Origin of the sequence: Afifella sp. H1R (genome assembly GCF_021462425.1) — a bacterium.
Classification (GTDB): Bacteria; Pseudomonadota; Alphaproteobacteria; order Rhizobiales; family Afifellaceae; genus Afifella; species Afifella aestuarii.
This window is the reverse complement of record NZ_JAKEDY010000001.1, coordinates 387,166-402,255: the sequence shown is the minus strand read 5'-3', so window position 1 is coordinate 402,255 and position 15,090 is coordinate 387,166. Positions and strand designations below refer to the sequence as shown.

The window sequence follows — 15,090 nt, the reverse complement described above, 5'->3', positions numbered from 1 at the left end:
GCCGCTCAGCCGATCGTGATTGTGTTGTCGTCGCTGAAGGCCGTGGTGGGGATCAACATGTTCTCCGGCGCCGGCCCATGACGAATGCGCCCGGCCGTGTCGTAGACCGAGCCGTGGCAGGGGCAGAACCAGCCGTTGTAATCACCCGCCTCGCCCATCGGCACGCAGCCGAGATGGGTGCAGATGCCAACCATCACGAGAAACTCTTCACGGCCCGGTGCGGCGCGATTTTCATCGGTCGCCGGCGCGTTGCTCTCGAGGTTGTCGTTGCGCGCGATCGGATCCTTCAGATCGGACAGCGGCGTATTCTTCGCCGCTTCCACCTCTTCAGGCGTGCGGTAACGGATAAAGACGGGCTTGCCGCGCCACATCACCGTGATCGACTGTCCCGGCTCCATGGCGGAGATGTCGACATCGATCGAGGCGAGCGCCAAGGCGGAGGCATCCGGATTCATCTGGTCGATGAACGGCCATGCCAACCCAGCTACGGCCACGACCGCGGCAGCGCCCGTGGCGATGACGAAAAAGTCTCGCCTCGACGGTTCACTGCTGTGCGGATCTGGCGCAGCGGCGGAATCAGGAACGGTAGTCGGATATGTATTAGCGGACACGAATTCTACCCTCGCAGGTCGGACGGCCATTTGCGACTGGAAGAGCGCGAAGACGCGACAGCCAGCCGACTCCGCTTGCTCCACGCAGCTCCCAGCGAAGACCAAGCGCGCGGCCTCTTAGCGCCCCTGGTTTCATTTGTCACCCTTGCCCAAGGCTTGTCCAGTGACGCTTAGACGAACACGCCACAATGTCGCGCCTCATCCTCCACTTTTGCGTCAAGCAACGTCGAGGCTGATCTCACGCGGCGCCAAGAAACCGCCGGACTGGCGTTCCCATAGCTTTGCATAGACACCGTTTTTTTGGAGCAATGTCTGGTGTGTGCCGGTTTCGACAATCTGCCCGCGCTCCAGGACGACGAGACGATCCATAGCAGCGATCGTCGACAAACGGTGGGCGATGGCGATTACCGTCTTTCCTTGCATCAGCCGTTCAAGATTTTCCTGAATCGCGGCCTCGGCCTCCGAATCGAGCGCGGAGGTCGCCTCGTCGAGAACCAGGATCGGAGCGTCCTTGAGCAGGACACGCGCGATCGCGATACGCTGGCGCTGACCGCCCGACAGTTTCACGCCGCGCTCGCCGACGAGAGCGTCATAGCCGGAGCGGCCGCGATGATCGGAAAGATTGTCGATGAATTCCGCCGCTTCGGCGGCACGCGCCGCCTCTTCGTACTGATCTTCGTCTGCATCCGGCCGCCCGTAGACGATGTTGTCGCGCACCGAGCGATGCAGAAGAGCCGTATCCTGCGTGACGACACCTATCGCGGCCCGCAGCGAGGCCTGGGTCACCTCCGAGATGTCCTGCCCGTCGATGAGGATGCGCCCGCCTTCGAGGTCGTAAAAGCGCAGGAGAAGGCTCACCAAAGTCGATTTGCCGGCCCCCGAAACGCCCACGAGACCCAAGCGTTCGCCGGGGCGCACATGCAACGACAGATCCTCGATGACGCCGCCACCGCGACCGTAATGAAAGCGAATGTGCTCGAAGCTGATGTCTCCCCCGCTGACGGCGAGATCTCTGGCATCCGGCTTGTCGAGCACCTCGTGGGGTCGGGAGATCGTCTCCAGCCCGTCCTGGACAATGCCGATATGCCGGAACAATGCGGACAGCTGGAACATCACCCAGCCCGCCATGGTCGAAAGGCGCGTGGCAAGAGCAAGGCCGGTGGCGATCGCGCCTGCCGTGATGGCGCTATTCTGCCAGAGCCAGAGCGACGTCACGGCGATCGCAACGACGAGACCCGCATTCAGCATGGTGAGAACGGCGCGGATGGTCGTCACCTGACGTGTCAGGACCCGCAAACGCTCCACGAAAATGCCGATCGCCTGGCGAACGAAGCTTTCCTCCGTCTCCGCTTCGGCGAAGAGCTTGACGGTCTGGATGTTCGTATAGCTGTCGACGATGCGGCCATTGACGATGGAGCGCTGGTTGGAAACGCGCTTTGCAGCCCCGCGCAGCCGCGGGATCATCACGTAAGCGAGTACGACGTACCCGCCGAGCCACACGATGACGGGCAGCATCAGACGAAGATCGGCCTGCCCCAGGAGGACGAGAGCGGTGATGGCGAAGACCAATACGGTCCAAAGCGTCTCGGCCAGCCCGGTGACGAAATCCGCAAGCGAGATCCCCGTCTGCATGACCTTGTTGGCGATGCGCCCGGCGAAATCGTTGGCGAAGAAGGAAACGCTCTGGCGCAGAACATGTCGGTAGCTCTGCCACCGCACCAGATTGGCGAAATTCGGCGCCACGCTCTGCTCGCTCAAAAGACTGTTGGCGATGACGAAGGCAGGTCGCAGGACGAGCACCACGAACGCCATCCCCAGCAAGGTCAGGCCATGGTCGGACCAAAAGGTCTCCCGGTTCGCGCTGCCGATCATGTCGACGAGCCTGCCGATAAAGGAAAAAACCACGGCATCGGTCACGGCGGAGCCGAGCCCCGTCGCCAGCAATGCGGCCAGCGGCCAGCCCATCTGGCGGGCGTAATGCCAGATGAAGGCCATCGTCGTTGCCGGAGGTTGGGCGGAATCAGGCCTGAGGGGATCGATCAGGCGCTCGAAGAAGCGAAACATGGATCCCAATATGGCGCGGCTTTGCGATGGCGAGAAGACGTGCTTCTTCTTGCCACGCTTCGCCTTCCTTCTGCAGAGCCCATCCGCAAACCCCTCGCCGCACAGCCATGATCGATATCGCGCTCTTCCAACCCGACATTCCGCAGAATGCCGGGGCAATCCTTCGCCTCGGCGCGTGTTTCGGCGCGACCGTCCACATCGTCCATCCTGCCGGCTTTGTTCTCTCCGACAGAAATCTGAAGCGCGCGGGGATGGATTACGTGGAACTCGCGGCCCTTCGCGAGCACGACGATTTTGCGGCTTTCGAGAGGTGGAGGCGAGAAGCCGGTCGGCGGCTCGTCGCGCTGACGACACATGGACGCGAGAGCCTGCCGGATTTCGCGTTCACTGCCGACGACATCCTGCTTCTCGGACGGGAATCGGCGGGGCTGCCGAGCGATGTCCGCGACCGGGTCGATCGGCTTTTGCGCCTCCCGATCCGGCCTACGACGCGCTCGCTCAACGTCGCCAATGCCGCCTCGATCGCGCTGTTCGAAGCGCTGAGGCAGACCGGCGGCCTTCCCGCTTCCAGTTAGGCTTCCGCGTGCGCCAGTCTCATGTGGAGGATCAGGTCAATCGGCGGTCGGCAGCCGGCGCATGGTGAACTCGATGTCACCATTGTCGAGCTCGCGCCAGCTTTCGACCTCGCTCTGATAGGCTTCGCGTGGAAAGCGCTGCAGGAATTCGCGGGCGCGTTCTCGCGCCCGCGGCCGAGGCAGAACGAAGGTCTCCCGCCGCCAGATATCGAGACCTTCGGGTGCAGGTCCCCTTGCGCTGCGTCCATGCGAGAAGTCGCCGTTCATCGCGCCAACCTCCAGCGCGCCGATCTTCGGCCACGCCCGGTCTCAATATAGCGCAGCGGAAAGTCATCTGCGAATCAGACGAACGCAGGCGGCGGTCACATGCTGCCAGACCGTGGATACGCGACATCTCGCAGAGCAAGCCCCATGGCGATCCAGGCCGAGCCGATCACGATCAGATCGACGGCGAGGAAGATGCCGAGGGCCCAAAGGCTCGAGGCCGGCCAGCCGACCAGAATGACGACACCGATGAGAATGGTGAGGAGACCGGAGGCGAGAACGTATCCCCATCGCCGCTGCGGGCGCATCGAGAAGGCGAGGAAGGTGCGCACACCGCCCGCGAAGATCAGCACCACGCCGAGAAGCCAGGTCAGGATCACCGCCGCGAACAGCGGCGCCACGAAAATCATCGCCGCGGCAACGACATAGAGCGCGCCGATCAGGATCCACAGGAAGAAGCGCGACCAGCGGCGCGACTGGATGCCATGGGCCACCTCGGCAAAGCCGGAGAGAAGCATCATGATGCCGATGAGATAGACACTGGCGACCGTCGCCGTCACGATCGCGATGAAGCCCAAGAGGCCACCAATCAAAGCGATCGCGCCGAAGGCCACGAGCCAGCCCCAGCGCTCCGCCAGCGTTTCCTGCATTTCTCGGTCTCTCGGGCCGAGCCCGCCAAAATCGCTTTCGTACATGGCAATCTCCATATCTTCTCGTTGCCAGAAGGAACTCAAGCCACGCAGTTCGGTTGCCGCGATCAAAGCCATGCTTTAAGCGCGAGACAATGAGCCGCAACATGCACCTTTACCGGCCGGATCTCGACGCTCTCAGCGTGCCGGACGACATCGATGCCAAAAAGGCAGAAGCCCGCGCCTGGTTCGAGGCGCTTCGCGACACGATTTGCAGCCGGCTCGAAGCCCTGGAAGACGCCGTGCCGGCCGACGCCGCGGGCGAGGCACCCGCCGGCCGCTTCGTGCGCACGCCTTGGGATCGGAGCGACCATTCTGGTGCGGCCGGAGGTGGCGGTGTCATGTCGGTGATGCACGGACGCGTCTTCGAAAAGGCCGGCGTCCATTGCTCGACCGTCTTCGGGGAATTCGCGCCAGAGTTTCGCGGGCAGATCCCCGGCGCCGACGAAGATCCGCGATTCTGGGCGTCCGGCATTTCGTTGATCGTGCATCCGCGCAACCCGCATGTGCCGGCCGCACATATGAACACGCGCATGGTGGTGACGAGCCGCCAATGGTTCGGCGGCGGCGCCGATCTGACGCCGGTCCTCGCCGCACGGCGCAGCCAGGATGATCCGGACAGCCGCGATTTTCACGCCGCCATGGAAGTCGCCTGCCGGAGCCACACAGAAGTCGATTATCCGCGTCTCAAGACGTGGTGCGACGATTACTTCTACCTTCCCCACCGCGACGAGGCGCGCGGCATCGGCGGGATTTTCTTCGACTACCTGAATTCGGGCAGCGGCAGTGATGAAGGCTGGAAAGCCGACTTCCACTTCGTGCAAAAAGTGGGTCAGGCCTTCGCCGACATTTATCCCAAGCTCGTGGAACGCAACTTTGCGACCCCCTGGAGCGAGACCGAGCGCGAGGAGCAGCTCGTTCGCCGGGGACGCTATGTCGAATTCAATCTGCTCTACGACCGGGGCACGATTTTCGGGCTCAAGACGGGAGGCAACGTCGCCTCCATCCTGTCGTCGATGCCACCCGAGGTCCGGTGGCCGTAACGCCCCTTGGCGCGGCCTTCAGGCCATGTCTTCTGCCTCCAGCGATCTGCCATTTGATGACGAGATGCGACCATAGGCACGTCTTGCGGCATTGAATCCGCCGAACGATCGCTCACATTGAAGAATGCGTCGGCAGCAAGTCCGATGTCATCAAGGCAAGGAGGAAGCCATGAAGACGATCACCTGTGGGGAACTCGTTCCCGGCTGCACCTACAAGGCCCGCGCTGAAACGGAAGCGGAGCTTCTGCAGAAGGTCTCCGAGCATGTGCGCAGTGCCCATCCGGGCATGGAGATGACGCCGAAGATGGTGGAAAAGGTCAAAGCCAAGGTGCACGAGGAATAATCGTCCCCACACGACGACCCTTCCCGAGCAAAACCTTAGAGAGGCCCGGCACCGCATGGCCGAATGCGGTGCCGCTATGGGCATTATTGCCGGCGAGCCAGCGCCAAAAGCTCCTCGCGCGTGATCGCGAAATCGACCTCTAGCCAGCGCTCTTCCAACTCGTTGAGAAGTTTGCCGAGCTCCGGGCCCGGTTGATGGCCTGCGGCCAGCAGATCCTTGCCGCTCAGTGGGAATGTCGGCCGCTCATAATCGCGCACGAAGGCAAGCTGTCGCTTGCGCGCCGCGACTGCGCTCTCGTCCCCCTTCTCCATGTCACGGGCGAGCGCCAAAAACAGCCGATCCGTGAGCGCGCGGCGGCCCGCAGAATACGCCCGGCGCGCCAGCAGCGCTTCAGAAAGCTCGCTCTCCGGCTCGGGCGTCTCCGCCCAGGAGACCAGACGCTCCGTTTCCTTTCGCGCCAGACGCAGACGGCTTGCCAGCTGATCGATGCGGGCGCGGTGCGGCGGGATGATCGCCATAAGCCTCAGGAGTGGATCGGGCGGGATCTCCTCGGCACGTTCAGCGGCAACCACCCGCTCGATCGCATCGATGCCCCAATTTTCAGGAAGCGCCTTGTCGAGCGTTCCGGTGATGCGCATCCAGCGCAGGGCGCGCGAAGGGTCGGGCGCGGCGAGCAGCCTTTTCAGTTCGGACCAGACGCGCTCAGCCGACAGCACGGCAATGCCGGCCTTCAATCTCGAAGAGGCTTTCAACCCTTCGGCATCGGGCCGCCCATCTCCATACCAGGCAAAAAAGCGAAAAAACCGCAGGATGCGCAGATAATCCTCGCGGATGCGCTCCTCGGGGTCGCCGACGAAGCGGATATTGCGCGCGGCAAGGTCGGGATAGCCGCCGAGCGGATCGAAGACGTGGCCGCTCGCATCGCAGTAAAGCGCGTTCAGCGTGAAATCGCGTCGGCCTGCGTCTTCAGCCCAATCCTCCGTGAAGCGCACGACGGCATGGCGGCCGTCGGTCTCCACATCGGCCCGCAGCGTCGTCACTTCGAAAGGGTGGCCTTCGGCGATCACCGTCACCGTGCCGTGCTCGATGCCGGTCGGCACGCTTTTCAGCCCTGCGTCTTCTGCCGCCGTCACGACGTCTTCGGGCCGCAGAACCGTCGCCATGTCGATGTCGCCGACGGGCTCACCCAGAAGCGCGTTGCGCACGGCACCCCCGACGATGCGCGTCGTCCCCTCCTCGCTCTTCAAAGCGTGCATCACCCGCTTCAGCGCCGGCGCGTCGAGAAAGGGATGGCCGGCAAGGCTCGGCAGTTTCAAATCTTCTCTCCATAAAGCTCGTCGGCGAGCATCCTGATGATGCCGGCCGTAACGCCCCAAATGTATCGGTCGTGCCAGGGCATTTCGAAAAAGTAGCGCGCACGGCCTTGCCAGATGCGGCTCTTCTTACGGTGGTTGCTTGAATCCATCAGAAAGGCGAGCGGGGTCTCGAAGGCCGCCGCCACCTCATGCGGGTTGAGACTGAGCGGCTGGCCGGGTTTCACGACCGCCAAAACCGGAGCAATGCGAAAGCCGGAGGCTGTCAGATAATCCGGCGCGCGCAGAACCACTTCGACGGCCGAAGGCTGAAGGCCGATCTCCTCTTCCGCCTCACGGAGCGCCGCTTCCTCGGCCGTCTCGCCGGGATCGATCTTGCCGCCGGGAAAGGCCACCTGCCCGGCATGGCTGCTCAAGCGTTCCGTGCGCTGGGTCAGGATCACACTCGCTTCGCCCGGGTAATCGACGACGGGGACGAGGACGGCCGCATCGCGCCGCTTCATCGCTGCGAACATGGCCGCAAGCTCAGGATTGATGCTGTGGTCGCCATATTCGCGCGGGGCATGGGCCTCCGCCGCGAAGGCGTTTTCGGCACGCCGGCGGAATTCGTCCGCTGTATAGGGAATCGTTTCTTTCACAAAAGTCATCCTGCGCCGTCTTCGGGGAGTTCCGGCAGTGAGAAGAACGCCCCGGCGGATATAAGTCCAAGAGCGCCTTCTCGCTCCTGCGCCAGATCGACGAGGTCGTGCGTGAGCGCGCGCGTGAGAAGCGCCTCCAGTCCCGCCCGAACGGTCACATAGGGCTTCACACCGAGCGTCTGCGGTTCGATGGCGAATCGGATGGGATGCGCGGCATCGGCCGTGACGACGTCGTCGACATTGGTTCGGAAGGTGAGCCTTCGCTCATCCGCCTCTCCGTCCACAGCCATTTCGACAGCCAGAAAGGGCGCATCATCGACATGGATGCCGACCTTCTCCACGGGCGTCACCAGCACATATTCGCCGTCCGGCTCCCGTCTCAGCACCGAGGCGAAAAGACGGACGAGCGCCGGCCGCGTAATGGGTGTGCCCATATAGAACCAGGTTCCATCCGCGGCGATGCGCATGTCGATGACACCGCAATGGGGCGGATCCCACTTTTCCACCGGACGCGCAGGAGCTCCTTCACCGGCGCGGCGCATGAGCTCGGCGAGGCCCGGCGGCAGTTCACCTTTCTTTGTTCCTCTTTCCATCGCCCCGTTCCGGTCCATCTCTTAATCTGTAAAGGCTGAGATCTCTTCGCCCCCGGCATGACACAATCGGCCATGAAAACGAAGGTGTGGGGCAGATGCGGCAACCGGCAACCACGGATCAGGCCTAATGAGTGCAATGACGCAGCCAGAAACCAATCCGGACGAGATCGTCCGCGAGGCGGAGAAGACCGTCGACCTGCTCGGTCAGGTGCGCGAGGCGATCGGCCGGGTGATTTATGGTCAGGACGTCGTGGTCGAGCGGGCCCTCATCACGCTTCTGTCGGGCGGACATGGCGTTCTCGTCGGCGTGCCGGGCCTCGCCAAGACCAAGCTCGTGGAAACGCTCGGCACCGTGCTTGGGCTCCATGCCCGGCGCATTCAGTTCACGCCGGATCTGATGCCCTCCGATATTCTTGGTGCGGAAGTTCTGGAAGAAAGTGGTGACGGACGGCGCGCCTTTCGTTTCATCCGCGGCCCGATCTTCGCTCAGCTCCTTATGGCCGATGAAATCAACCGCGCCAGCCCGCGGACGCAATCGGCGCTTCTGCAGGCCATGCAGGAGCAGCATGTGACGATCGCGGGGCAACGCCACGACCTGCCGCAGCCTTTCCATGTGCTCGCGACGCAGAACCCGCTGGAGCAGGAAGGCACCTATCCGCTTCCCGAAGCTCAGCTCGACCGGTTTTTGATGCAGATCGACATCCTTTATCCCGATCTTCAGTCGGAAAGGCGGATGCTGCTTGAGACGACCGGCGCCCACAACGCGGTGACGGAGACCGTCCTCGACGCCGAGCAATTGATGGCGATCCAATCGCTGGTGCGGCGCATGCCGGTCGGCGACGGCATCATCGATGCGATCCTGAAACTCGTGCGCTCCGTACGCCCCGACGAAGCCCAGCCCGAAATGGCCGACCGAATCGCCTGGGGGCCGGGCCCGCGCGCCAGCCAGGCGCTGATGGTGACGGTTCGTGCTCGCGCCCTTCTCGACGGTCGCCTTGCCCCCTCGCTCGACGATGTCGAAGCCCTCGCTCTGCCGATCCTGCAGCACCGAATGGCCGTCACCTTCGCGGCACGTGCCGACGGCATGAGCGTCCAGGACATCATTCGTCGGGCCATCGAGCAGGCCCTTTGACGCTGATGGCAGCCGGCGCTCCCTCTCATCACACCGGATCGGTCGCCGACGCGCGAAGCCTTGCCGCACGCCTGCCCGACCTTCTGGTCGCCGCCCATCGCGTGGCCGCCAATGCGATGTTCGGATCGCATGGCAGGCGCAGGCCGGGCACCGGCGAAACCTTCTGGCAATACCGTTCCTATCAGCCCGGCGAACCGGCGAAGCGCATCGATTGGCGACGGTCCGCGCGCGACCATCACCTGTTTGTCCGCGAACGCGAATGGGAGGCGGTGCAGACGGTCTGGCTGTGGCCCGACCTTTCGCCTTCCATGCGCTTTCGCTCGCGGCTTGCGACACAGGAAAAGGCCGAGCGCGCTCTTATCTTGGTTCTGGCGCTTGCCGAGCTTCTGGGGCGCGGCGGTGAACGCGTCGGCATACCTGGCCTTGTCCCGGCCCGACCCGGCCGCGACCTGCCGGAGCGCTTTGCCGAAGCGCTGCTGCGTGGCGACCTCGCCGACGACTGGCCAACGACTGCGCCGATCAAACCGCTTTCCGACGTCGTCATCGTCAGCGATTTTCTCACCGATCCCGAGACGATCCACGAACGCTTCCGTCACGCGGCCGAAAAGACGGCCCGTCTGCACCTTCTGCAAATTCTCGACCCGGCCGAAGAGACCTTTCCTTATGGCGGGCGCCTCGAATTCGAAGATCCGGAGACCGGCGGCACCTGGCTCGCGGAGCGCGCCGACCTTCTCAAGGAGGGCTATCGCGCCCGTCTCCTTGCGCATCGTCATGAGATCGCCCGCCTCGCCCAGCAGGCCGGTTTTTCATTCAGCGTGCACCATACGGACCGTCCCGCCTCGGAAGGGCTTCTCGTTCTGCAGTCGAGCCTGGCCGGCCCGAGCGAACGACGCTTGAGCGCATGATCGCCAATTTCGCGTTTCTCTCACCCTGGATGCTTGCAGCGTTCGCCGCGCTGCCGCTCTTGTGGTTCATCCTGCGCCTCACGCCGCCGCGGCCGACGCGGGAGATCTTTCCTCCGACGCGCATCCTCTTCGGCATCCAGGAAGAGCAACGGACACCGCGGCGCACACCGTGGTGGCTGACCGCGCTTCGGCTTTTGCTTGCCGCACTCATCATCCTCGCTCTCGCGCGGCCCGCACTGCAACCCTCCGCCAATCTCGCCGAAACCCGGCAAGGGCCGCTTCTCATCATCCTCGACAATGGCTGGGACAGCGCTCCGGACTTCGCGACGCGCCGCGACGTCGCCGCCAGGCTGATCGACGAGGCCGGACGTGGCGACCGCCCCGTCGCGATCGCGGCAAGTGCCGGCGAGGCCAACGCCAATCTCGCGCCGACCTCCCCAAGCGAGGCGGCAAGACGCCTGGCCGCGATCGAACCCGAGCCCTTCCCCGCCAACCGTCAGGCGCTTGCGGACAGGCTCGCCGAGCTCTTTCCGGCCAATTCCGCGGAAGTCGTATGGATCGGCTCGGTTCTCGACGGTGGCGATGGCGGCAGTTTCGCGGCTGCCCTCAAGGCCATCGATGCGGATCCACTCCTCATTACGGCGCCCGCCGCACTCTCCGTCCTGCGTCCGCCCCGCAACGCTGCCGACCGCGCCGACGTGCGCGTGAGCCGCATCGGGCCGGCCGCCGGCATCACACTCGCCGGCTTCGACAGCGAAGGCCGCCGTCTCGTCGACACTGAGACGAACCTTGCAGCCAATACCGATACGGACGTGGAAATTCAGCTTCCGACGGAAATGCGCAACGAAATCGCGCGGTTTGAAATCGTCGGCACAGAGAGCGCGGGTGCCGTGCAACTCCTCGACGGACGCTGGCGCCGCAAATCCGTCGGCCTGATCGCCGGAGAAGCGGGCGATGCGGCGCAACCGCTTCTTGCCCCCCTCACCTATGTGGAGCGGGCTTTGTCGCCTTATACGGACATCAAAGAGCAAAGCGGCAAGACCTCGCCCCAGGCGATCGACAAGCTTTTGACCACAGGCGTCTCCGTGCTCGTCTTCACCCAGACGGGCAATCTGCCGCCGGAGACCGTCGACAAGCTGCGCCGGTGGATTGCGGCCGGCGGCACGCTGCTGCGCTTCGCGAGCCCGAATATCGGCGCGAGCGATCCTGAGCTTCTGCCCGTTGAACTTCGCGAAGGCGAGCGCGCGCTCGGGGGTTCGCTGTCCTGGGAGGAACCGCAGGCAATCGGTCGGCTTTCGCCGGAAAGCCCCTTCCGTACCATCGAAATCCCTGCCGATGTGCGCATCCGTCGCCAGATCCTGGCCGAACCGCGCTCGCTGCCGCAGGCAGAGACCTGGGCGGAGCTTTCCGATGGTACACCCCTCATCACGGCCGTCACACGCGGTCAGGGCCGCATCATCCTCTTCCATGTGACCGCAGATCCTCGCTGGTCTAACCTGCCGATCTCCGGCGCCTTCGTGGACATGCTGCGTGCGATCGTCGATACGGCCGAGCCTGCCGTTCGCCTGCCGCCGGAGAATATGGCCTCCGGCGAGATCGCGCCGACGCCCGCACGCGCGCCTTCGCGCAGTTCGCCCTGGAAGCCCGCCTCGGTGCTTGACGGCTACGGCCGCCTGCGCCCGCCGGGATCAAAGGCCGCTCTCGTCGCGGACATCGATGCGGCAACCGCAAGCGCCATCACGCCCCCGGGCCTCTACGAGCGCGGTGGCGATATTCGCGCCCTGAATACGGTGACCGACGAAACGGATCTGACCCCGCTCGATCCCAACGCCATCGGCTGGTCAGGGCGTATCGGCTCGCTCACGCCCGAACGGGCGAAGCCCCTGTGGCCGTGGATCCTTGCCATTGCCGCCCTTCTTGCCGCGCTCGACGGTCTCGCGGTCCTGGCGCTGTCCGGTCGCCTCATCCCCCGGCGCGCGGTGACCGCTGGTCTCGCGCTTGCCGCCCTGGTCGCGATCGCTGCACCGAACACAGTATCTGCGCAGGAAGTCTCGGCCGAAGATGCACTTGCCGGCACGCTCGAAACCAGGCTCGCCTACGTCATCACCGGCGACACGCTCGTGGACGAAACCAGTCGGGCGGGGCTCAGAGGCCTGACCGAATACCTCGCTGGACGGACCGCGCTTGAACCCGGGCAGCCGGTTGGGCTCGACCTCGCGACCGACGAGCTCTCCTTCTACGCGCTCATCTACTGGCCGATGAGTGCGGGCCAGACACCACCTTCGGCGGAGGTGATGGCGAAGGTCGACGCCTATATGCAGAACGGCGGCACGATCCTCTTCGATACGCGAGACGCCGGCAATCCAATGCCAAACTCGGCGCTCAGCGCCACGCCGGAAACGCAGGCCCTGCGGCAGATCCTGTCCGAGATCGACGTGCCGGCCCTGCAGCCGGTGCCGCCCGAGCACGTTCTGACCAAGGCTTTTTATCTTCTCAGCACGTTTCCGGGCCGCTGGGACCAGTCGCAGCTCTGGGTGGAGGCGATCGCCGATCAGCCGGACGATACGGGACGGCCGGCCCGCGGCGGCGACGGTGTCTCGCCGATCCTGATCACGGGCAACGACTTTGCCGCGGCCTGGGCGATCTCGGCCGACAACAGCTTTCTCTATCCGACCATTCCCGGTGACCAGCGCCAGCGTGAAATGGCGTTCCGCGCCGGCGTCAACATCGTCATGTACACCCTGACCGGGAATTACAAAGCCGATCAGGTCCACATTCCGGCGCTCTTGGAGCGCCTCGGCCAATGAACAATTTCGTCTTTCACCTCGAGCCGCTTCTGCCCTGGTGGCTCATTGGCGGGCTTGGCGGCCTTCTTCTCGTCGTCGCTCTCTACGTCTTGTTTCGCCGTCTGTCCGGCGCCTTTTTGCGGCTTCTTGCCGGCGCACTTCTCGTCTTCGCTCTCACAAACCCAGTCCTTGAGAGAGAGGAACGCGAGCCCCTGCCGTCTGTCGTGGCCGTCGTGGTCGACGACAGCGGCAGCCAGGGGATCGGCGAGCGGCGTGCGCAGACCGAGCAGGCCGTCGCACAGCTCAAAGAGCGCATCGGCTCGCTCTCGGGCTTCGACGTGCGCGAAGTCCACGTCGGCGATGCCTCGGACGACAGCGGCACGGCGCTTTTCGGCGCTCTCTCCAAGGCGGTCGACGACGTGCCGCCCGATCGCCTCGGCGGCGCGATCATGGTGACCGACGGCATCGTCCACGACACCCCCTCGTCTCCCGAAAGCCTCGGCTTCAACGCTCCTGTCCATGCACTCATCACCGGCGAGGAAGACGAATACGACCGGCGCATCGTGCTTGAACGGGCGCCGCGTTTTGCGATTCTGGGCGAAGACCAGACCATCACCTACCGTGTCATCGATCCGCGGCTTTCTCTTGGGAGTCTTGTGCGCGTGACGCTGCGCATCGATGGGCGCGAGGTCGCGACCGACATGGCGGTGGTCGGTGAAGATCAGGTCATCGACCTTCCGATCGAGCACGCCGGACGCACGATCGTAGAACTCGAGGTCGAAGCGGCCGAGGGCGAGCTCACCACGGACAACAATGTCGCCGTCGCCGATATCGACGTGGTGCGCGAGCATTTGCGCGTGCTTCTCGTCTCCGGCGAGCCCCATGCCGGCGAGCGCACCTGGCGCAACGTCCTGAAATCCGACGCGGCCGTCGACCTCGTCCACTTCACCATCTTACGCCCGCCGGAAAAGCAGGACGGGACGCCCATCCACGAATTGTCGTTGATCGCGTTCCCGACACGCGAGCTCTTTGCGGAAAAGATCGACGAATTCGATCTCATCATCTTCGACCGCTATCAGCGGCGCGGTGTCCTGCCGATCCTCTACTTCGACAACATCGCCCGGTATGTGCGCGATGGCGGGGCGGTGCTGATTGCGGCAGGGCCCGATTACGCCTCGACGGCGAGCCTTTATTCCACGCCCCTCGGCGGCATTTTGCCGGCGGCCCCGACTGGCAACGTGACAGAGGCGCCTTACCGGGCGGAGATCACCGAGCTCGGACGCAAGCATCCGGTGACCCGCGACCTGCCCGGCGGGGATACCTCCCCGCCGAGCTGGAGCCGCTGGTTCCGCCTCATCGATACGGACGTCACGGCCGGCGATGTCGCCCTCAAAGGCCAGGACGGCAAGCCGCTCCTGGTTCTCGCGCATGAGAACGAAGGGCGTATCGCCATGCTTCTCTCCGATCAGGCCTGGCTCTGGGCGCGAGGCTTCGAAGGCGGCGGCCCGCACGGCGCGCTGCTCAGACGGATCGTGCACTGGCTGATGGGCGAACCGGAGCTTGAAGAAGAAGCGCTGACAGCGCACGCGGAGGGCAACAGCCTGGTCGTGGAGCGACAGACGCTCGGTTCCGAGAAGCCCGAAATCACGGCGACGGGACCGGACGACAAAACCAATCCGGTCCCCATGACCGAGGCGGAACCCGGCCTTTGGCGGGGGCGCATCGATAACGCTTCTCTTGGCCTCTACAAGGTCAGCGACGGCAAAATGAGTGCGCTCGCCCATATCGGCGTCGCAGACCCCGTGGAATTCCGGGAGGTCGTCAGCACACCGGACAAGCTCGCCCCGATCGCCGAAGCGACGGACGGGGGTGTCGTCCGGCTTGCCTCCAACAATGGCAACATTCCCCGCATTGCCGCGGTCTCTCGGCGGGCCAGTGCCGCAGGTTCCGGTTGGATCGGCCTCAAGCGCAGCGACGCAACGATCCTGAAGAGCGTCGATCGGCTGCCTCTCTTCGGCGGCTTGATGGGCCTTGCCCTTCTCCTTGGCGTCTTTGCCTCATTGTGGTGGCGCGAAGGACGCTGAGCCAAAAAAACTGGCTCAGATCGTCGCGGTCTGCCGGTTCGGCGTTGGCC

14 protein-coding genes are annotated in these 15,090 nt (G+C 64.3%); 7 read left to right on the top strand and 7 right to left on the bottom strand.

Annotated elements, in window-relative coordinates; translation table 11 throughout:
• Positions 1–5: 5 nt before the first annotated feature.
• Both petA and L0F51_RS01825 read right to left on the bottom strand, forming a co-directional pair.
• A complete protein-coding gene (gene petA / locus L0F51_RS01830; protein WP_234627695.1) occupies positions 6–611 on the bottom strand; it encodes a ubiquinol-cytochrome c reductase iron-sulfur subunit in 606 nt (201 codons plus the stop codon).
• A gap of 216 nt (positions 612–827) precedes the next feature.
• Entirely contained in the window at positions 828–2,675 is a 1,848-nt protein-coding gene (locus L0F51_RS01825) for an ABC transporter ATP-binding protein (protein ID WP_234627694.1), read from the bottom strand.
• A 107-nt stretch (positions 2,676–2,782) separates the two neighbouring features.
• On the opposite strand from L0F51_RS01825, the gene L0F51_RS01820 reads away from it, so the two are divergent.
• The gene (locus L0F51_RS01820; protein WP_234627693.1) at positions 2,783–3,250 is read left to right on the top strand and encodes a tRNA (cytidine(34)-2'-O)-methyltransferase; all 468 of its coding nucleotides are present in this window, start codon (positions 2,783–2,785) and stop codon (positions 3,248–3,250) included.
• A gap of 36 nt (positions 3,251–3,286) precedes the next feature.
• Here the strand turns inward: L0F51_RS01820 and L0F51_RS01815 are convergent, their stop codons facing one another.
• Both L0F51_RS01815 and L0F51_RS01810 read right to left on the bottom strand, forming a co-directional pair.
• Positions 3,287–3,517 (bottom strand): hypothetical protein, encoded by a 231-nt coding sequence (locus L0F51_RS01815; RefSeq protein ID WP_234627692.1) that lies wholly within the window; start codon positions 3,515–3,517, stop codon positions 3,287–3,289.
• 95 nt (positions 3,518–3,612) lie between these two features.
• A complete protein-coding gene (locus L0F51_RS01810; RefSeq protein ID WP_234627691.1) occupies positions 3,613–4,209 on the bottom strand; it encodes an HdeD family acid-resistance protein in 597 nt (198 codons plus the stop codon).
• Positions 4,210–4,298: 89 nt separating this feature from the next.
• Between L0F51_RS01810 and hemF the strand changes: the two genes are divergently transcribed.
• Entirely contained in the window at positions 4,299–5,246 is a 948-nt protein-coding gene (gene hemF / locus L0F51_RS01805) for an oxygen-dependent coproporphyrinogen oxidase (protein ID WP_234627690.1), read from the top strand.
• A 169-nt stretch (positions 5,247–5,415) separates the two neighbouring features.
• Positions 5,416–5,589 (top strand): DUF1059 domain-containing protein, encoded by a 174-nt coding sequence (locus L0F51_RS01800; protein WP_234627689.1) that lies wholly within the window; start codon positions 5,416–5,418, stop codon positions 5,587–5,589.
• Between the two features lie 83 nt (positions 5,590–5,672).
• Here L0F51_RS01800 and L0F51_RS01795 read toward each other — a convergent pair whose 3' ends face one another.
• From L0F51_RS01795 to L0F51_RS01785, 3 genes are read right to left on the bottom strand one after another with little or no spacing between them, the layout of a single operon-like run.
• Positions 5,673–6,905 carry a CCA tRNA nucleotidyltransferase gene (locus L0F51_RS01795; protein ID WP_234627688.1) on the bottom strand — a complete coding sequence of 411 codons (1,233 nt, stop codon included), beginning with the start codon at positions 6,903–6,905 and terminating at the stop codon, positions 5,673–5,675.
• Positions 6,902–7,540: a CoA pyrophosphatase gene (locus L0F51_RS01790; protein ID WP_234627687.1), complete on the bottom strand. Its 639-nt coding sequence runs from the start codon at positions 7,538–7,540 to the stop codon at positions 6,902–6,904. Before L0F51_RS01790 ends, L0F51_RS01795 begins: the two co-directional genes overlap by 4 nt.
• A gap of 5 nt (positions 7,541–7,545) precedes the next feature.
• Entirely contained in the window at positions 7,546–8,133 is a 588-nt protein-coding gene (locus tag L0F51_RS01785) for a DUF1285 domain-containing protein (protein ID WP_370642288.1), read from the bottom strand.
• Positions 8,134–8,260: 127 nt separating this feature from the next.
• Between L0F51_RS01785 and L0F51_RS01780 the strand changes: the two genes are divergently transcribed.
• The 4 genes from L0F51_RS01780 to L0F51_RS01765 are packed head-to-tail and all read left to right on the top strand — an operon-like array spanning position 8,261 to position 15,040.
• Positions 8,261–9,265 carry a MoxR family ATPase gene (locus L0F51_RS01780; protein ID WP_128293784.1) on the top strand — a complete coding sequence of 335 codons (1,005 nt, stop codon included), beginning with the start codon at positions 8,261–8,263 and terminating at the stop codon, positions 9,263–9,265.
• 5 nt (positions 9,266–9,270) lie between these two features.
• Complete coding sequence (locus L0F51_RS01775) at positions 9,271–10,170, top strand: DUF58 domain-containing protein (protein ID WP_234627686.1); 900 nt, start codon at positions 9,271–9,273, stop codon at positions 10,168–10,170.
• Positions 10,167–12,977 (top strand): DUF4159 domain-containing protein, encoded by a 2,811-nt coding sequence (locus L0F51_RS01770; RefSeq protein ID WP_234627685.1) that lies wholly within the window; start codon positions 10,167–10,169, stop codon positions 12,975–12,977. The genes L0F51_RS01775 and L0F51_RS01770 overlap by 4 nt, the downstream gene beginning before the upstream one ends.
• Positions 12,974–15,040, top strand: coding sequence for a hypothetical protein (locus tag L0F51_RS01765; RefSeq protein WP_234627684.1), 2,067 nt, complete (start codon positions 12,974–12,976; stop codon positions 15,038–15,040). Before L0F51_RS01770 ends, L0F51_RS01765 begins: the two co-directional genes overlap by 4 nt.
• The last annotated feature ends 50 nt before the right edge of the window (positions 15,041–15,090 follow it).